Raw genomic sequence first — 3569 nt, 5'->3', positions numbered from 1 at the left:
GTCAGCCCCTTGTGAACCTTGAAAGTTCGCGTTTCAGAGCCGCATTCACCTCGCGCCGGCTGAAGCGCTCGGGTTCGAAGGCGCGCAGTGGATCATCGTCCTCGAGCTCCTCGTCGAAATATTCTTCATCTCGACGAAGCAGCGCATCGATGTCGCCGAAGCGGAACCGGTGGAGGAGCACGTCATAGCCTCTTGGGCCACCAATATCTTCGGGCGGGCCGGCACGCGCGCCAGCGATGCAGATCGGGTAGACCTTGCCGGCCTCTCGCTCAAGCTTGGCCTCAACACGGATCTCGTGTTCCCACAGATCGCCGAAATCATACTCGTATCGAATGCGCTGGCGCACGCGCAGCTGAAGATCCGTGAGCGTGACCTCCTTACCTACCCCGTCACGGTGGCGCTCGTCTGTCCGCGTTGTGCCATAATGCCTGCCGTGCAGCTTGAAAGCGTGCAGATGATAATCCTCCCAGCCGAAGGCGATCTGGATTGTTCGGTGCAGACCGAAGAGCGTCATTTCTTCCGAGACCAGCAGCCTGCGCCAGATCATCGGCGAGATTCGTCGCAAGCTCACTTCCAACCGGTAAACACCAGATGCGCCATCGTCAGACATGGCGCCCACGCTAACCCATGGCGGACGGCACCCCCAACTTTTTCATGCTCCCCAAGCCGCATGACACCAGCGAGGTAGCCGAGCGCTATGGCTGGGTACCGCGCCCGAGCTGTGCGATCCCGTTCGACGAGGTTGAGGAAAGCGCCGCTGAATGCGGGTTGCACGCTGCCGATGGAACGGCGTGGTGCGCCCGCTACTGCGTTGCCGGGCCATATCTTGCCCGGCGCGAGAGCACTCATGTCCACAGAACGGGATTGCACCGGCCGTCACCACTGTGTCAAAAAATGGCGAAGTGGTGATCCGGCACGGTATCGACGCTTAGCTTTGCCGCGCTTTGGCGATTAAGCGTTCCAGCGTGGGAATCTGCGGCACCCCTTCGATCACTTCGTCGCCGAGAACCAAGGCCGGCGTGCCGGTGATGTACAGATCCGTAGCGAGCGTGCGATTGCGCTTGAGGGTGTCTTCGATGGCGGGATCTTCCATGTCCCGCTTGAGCTTCTCAACGTCGAGGCCCACCTGTCGTGCGATAGTCAAAATTGAAAATTCGCTGACCTGGCCCCGAGCAGCCATAAGGGCGTGATGAAACGGCTCATATTTTCCCTGTTTGCGGGACGCGAGCGCCGCCACTGCGGCGAATTTGGAACCCGGTGCCTTGCCCGGAAACTCTTTGTAGACAACCTTCAGCTTGGGATCGTTCTTGAGGGCTTGCTGGATGATAGGGTCTCCCGCCCGGCAGTGCGGACAGTTGTAGTCCAAAAACATCACCAGAGGGACGTCGCCATTCGGGTTGCCAGCAGTTGGCGCAGAGGGATCGTTGAAGAGTGCGTCGCGCCGCTCCGGAATGAGCTTCCGCCAATCCGCCTCGAGCAGGCGACGGTTTTCGCGAAGGTGGCCTATACCAGGCGGATGAGATTGCACTGCGAGCCCGGTAAGAAGCAGGGCTAAGATTAAAAGAGCGATATGGCCGGCTCTTGGTTCAGGCATGGGTCAGGCTCCAATTAACAGTGAACAGCAGGGCAGCAAAGAGGGCTTGCGGAGCGCGGGACTGCGCTGCGTTTTGCAGATCATAATCAACTTACGGTCTCCTGACCGGATCAGGTGGGCTCCTCCCTCCCGGGCATCTCCCGTCGCTGCGCTCCGGTCGAACGTTGCGCCAGCGTCGCGGCAAGCTCCGTGCCAATCGCGGCAGCGCCGGCAAACGCGCAGGTTTCCTGGTGGCCTCTTGCGCCGCGCTTTGCCGAATTCCCAGCACTCGCTGCTGGCGAATACCGCACATTCAACTCGGCGACAGGCCGCGGGACCGGCGGCGGAATCCCCGCTGCCCTGCCCTGTCCGCTCATTCAGCGGTTGGCGGCGCAAACAGCGGCGCGGCCTCGGCCCACTGGTCAGCGGTCCGGAAGGCCGCCACGATCGCCATGGGCGCGGACCGGAACCGCCATCGAGGCGGCTAGCTTCCAGCCCCCGTTGTGCCTTCGGACAAGATACGCACGATCTGCTTTTGCGTCTTCACCTTCTCGGAGACATGGCGTCGGCGACTTGCGTTTCAGCGATGTACGCCAGCATCGCGTTGGCTACTTCCTTGTCGCGTATGCAGATCGAAGAAGGTCTCGTCTGGGTGCCACAATGCGCTCATGCCAACATTCAGATGGTTGCCGCCCCGTTGGACCACGGCACATCCGGCCCTCCAGCCACTCGCCATACGATGGTGAGTGTCGCGCTGCGCTTAAATGGGCTCTGCCTCAAAGTGTGTGGCGCCACTAGTGTGTGAGTTCCACAACTTACGGGGATCATCATGCATTCGAAGCAGCACTGGGCTCCAGGCAAGGGCGTAAAGGTTCAGCGTGTTGCCCGAACGGCTAGCGATGGCTGGAACGTATACGCTTCGATGCCGGAGGTCGGCGTCTGCCCTGATTGCGGGCACCAGTCTCGCCGGCGTCATGGTTGGCGTCACAGACGGCTTATGGACTACCCAGCTCACGGCCAGGCCGTGACCGTAGAACTTCGCGTCGGCCGCTGGCGATGCACATTCCAGCACTGCAAACGTAACACATTCTCTGATGAGGATCGGGCGATAGCGGTTCCTCACGCCCGTAGGACAACAAGGGCTGTTCAGATTGCCAGACACTTGGGTCATGCGACTGGCGGAAGACCCGCCGAGCGGTTGATGCGTCGTTTCGGCATGCCGATGAGTGACGATACAATCTTGCGTCATCTGAAACGCGGCGCTGCAGGTTCAGCGCCACCGGCCAAGGTCATTGGCCTCGATGATTGGAGTTGGCGCAAGTCGTGGCGCTACGGAACGATCATTGTCGATCTTGAGCGTCGGTCTGTCGTCGACATTCTGGAAGACCGGAGTGTCGAAAGCGCCGCAAACTGGTTGCGAAAGAACCCTTCCATCGGAGTCGTGAGCCGAGACCGTTGCGGGCTCTACGCGCAGGCGATTCGCGAGGGCGCTCCACAGGCGATCCAAGTCGCTGACCGGTTCCATCTTGTGCTAACTTTCGTTTGGCGGTCGAGGAGCAGATGAACCTGTCAGGGCGCTCAAACGGGAGGTCCATTCTGTCTGAGAAGGAAAACGTCGATGCTGCAGCGCATCGGCGTCATGCGCGTATCGCGCATCGACAATCCCGAGACGAAGTGTTCGCGACCATCCACGCGCTTCGAGACGAAGGGCTGACATATTGCGAGATCGAGCGGCGAACCGGTTACAAACGGCGTACCGTGTCGAAATGGCTTAAGTTCGAGACACCACCGGATCGGCGCAGACGGCCGTTCGACCCAACATCGCCGTGGTACTTCGAGAAGTTCTTGGCTCAATGCTGGAAGGACGGAAATCGGTGCGGACGGCACCTGTTCCATGATGTCAAGCTTCGAGGATACACCGGCAGCCGTTCGAACCTGGAGCGGCTGCTCGGAGCGTGGCGCCGGGCCGACGATCCGACAGCCAATATTCCAACGA

The 3569-nt window shown here is 60.5% G+C and carries 2 protein-coding genes and 1 pseudogene; 1 reads left to right on the top strand and 2 read right to left on the bottom strand.

Annotated elements, in window-relative coordinates:
• Window position 1: 1 nt before the first annotated feature.
• Window positions 2-610 carry a plasmid pRiA4b ORF-3 family protein gene (locus ACWGTO_RS32880; RefSeq protein ID WP_454578866.1) on the bottom strand — a complete coding sequence of 203 codons (609 nt, stop codon included), beginning with the start codon at window positions 608-610 and terminating at the stop codon, window positions 2-4.
• A 318-nt stretch (window positions 611-928) separates the two neighbouring features.
• On the bottom strand, window positions 929-1594 hold the full coding sequence (locus tag ACWGTO_RS32875; protein WP_454578865.1) for a DsbA family protein: 666 nt from the start codon (window positions 1592-1594) through the stop codon (window positions 929-931).
• Between the two features lie 808 nt (window positions 1595-2402).
• Between ACWGTO_RS32875 and ACWGTO_RS32870 the strand changes: the two are divergent.
• Window positions 2403-3569: pseudogene (locus tag ACWGTO_RS32870) on the top strand (ISL3 family transposase); the annotation flags it as partial.

The organism is Mesorhizobium sp. PL10, assembly GCF_053714315.1.
The sequence above is the reverse complement of the archived record's forward strand: the minus strand, read 5'-3'. Positions and strand labels throughout refer to the sequence as shown.

What these genes read in the sequence shown, in the direction of transcription:
- ACWGTO_RS32880 (WP_454578866.1), bottom strand. Translation starts at nt 610, where the DNA reads ATGTCTGACGATGGCGCATCTGGTGTTTACCGGTTGGAAGTGAGCTTG.
- ACWGTO_RS32875 (WP_454578865.1), bottom strand. Translation starts at nt 1,594, where the DNA reads ATGCCTGAACCAAGAGCCGGCCATATCGCTCTTTTAATCTTAGCCCTG.